The organism is Ornithinibacillus halotolerans, from assembly GCF_014637405.1.
GTDB lineage: Bacteria > Bacillota > Bacilli > Bacillales > Amphibacillaceae > Ornithinibacillus > Ornithinibacillus halotolerans.
The window spans coordinates 1-858 of the sequence record NZ_BMEY01000044.1 but is presented as its reverse complement, the minus strand read 5'-3'; the positions used below and the strand labels follow the sequence as shown (position 1 = coordinate 858).

The following is an 858-nucleotide window of genomic DNA, read 5'->3' as shown; positions in this document are numbered from 1 at the left end:
GTAAACTTCACACATTTTAAGCCTAGTTCTCTCATAATACGTTGTACTTTTTTATGGTTAATTTTGTAGCCTTTTGCTCTTAATTGTAAATGAATGCGGCGATATCCAAAATTTCCGTTATGCTCCTCAAATAATTCTTGAATTTTCTCTTTAAGTTCTTTATCCGGATCTTCTTTCTCTAGTTGGTTGATGTGATAATGATAAGTCGCCCCTGGTATTCCTACAACTTTAAGGACATCCTTTAATTTGAATCCTTCTTCTTTGAGTTCGAATGCCAACGCTGCTTGTGCTTTTCTAGATAGGCATTCGGGTTCTCCTGAAAAGCTTTTAACTTTTTTAAATACGCATTTTCCAAGCGAAGAAGTTCAATCTCACGCTCTAATTGTTTCTCACGAGATAGATCTTTACCTTGTTTGGTTTGTTTTGATTTTTCCTTATCAGACATAGAAGGACACCCTTTCGATTTCTCTTTGAGCCCTTCTATTCCCTCTTTCACATAGATTTGTTTCCAATTTGAAATAAGAGAGGGTTGATTCAAGTTAAACTCAATTGCAGTTTCCTGATAAGAAGCGCCCGTTTGTTTCATAAAGTTTAATACATCAAGCTTAAATTGAAAAGAATAATAACTTCTTGAACGCTTATTACGAATGCCTTCTTTTCCAAAGGCTTTATATGCATTTACCCATCTTTTTATTGGTGTTGGACTTGGCATATTATATTTTTTTGCTAAGAGCTTATATCCAAGAGGTCCTTCCAGATATTCAGTCACAACTTCTTCCCTAAATTCCTCACTATACGTTGCCATAAAAAATCACCCCAAAAGTTATTTTTTACTCTAACTTTTGGGGTGCAGGTCCA

Annotated in this window: 2 protein-coding genes; both read right to left on the bottom strand. The window is 35.0% G+C overall.

Translation table 11 applies throughout. The features are described 5' to 3' along the window. Positions 1-278, bottom strand: a 278-nt coding sequence (locus IEV35_RS19965) for an IS3 family transposase (protein WP_188386414.1), incomplete at its 3' end; no start/stop codon positions are given. Beyond that, positions 242-805 carry a helix-turn-helix domain-containing protein gene (locus IEV35_RS19960; protein WP_188386413.1) on the bottom strand — a complete coding sequence of 188 codons (564 nt, stop codon included), beginning with the start codon at positions 803-805 and terminating at the stop codon, positions 242-244. The genes IEV35_RS19960 and IEV35_RS19965, both read right to left, overlap by 37 nt. Positions 806-858 lie beyond the last annotated feature (53 nt).

Coding starts and splice junctions, on each gene's coding strand:
- IEV35_RS19960 (WP_188386413.1), bottom strand. CDS start 805: ATGGCAACGTATAGTGAGGAATTTAGGGAAGAAGTTGTGACTGAATAT.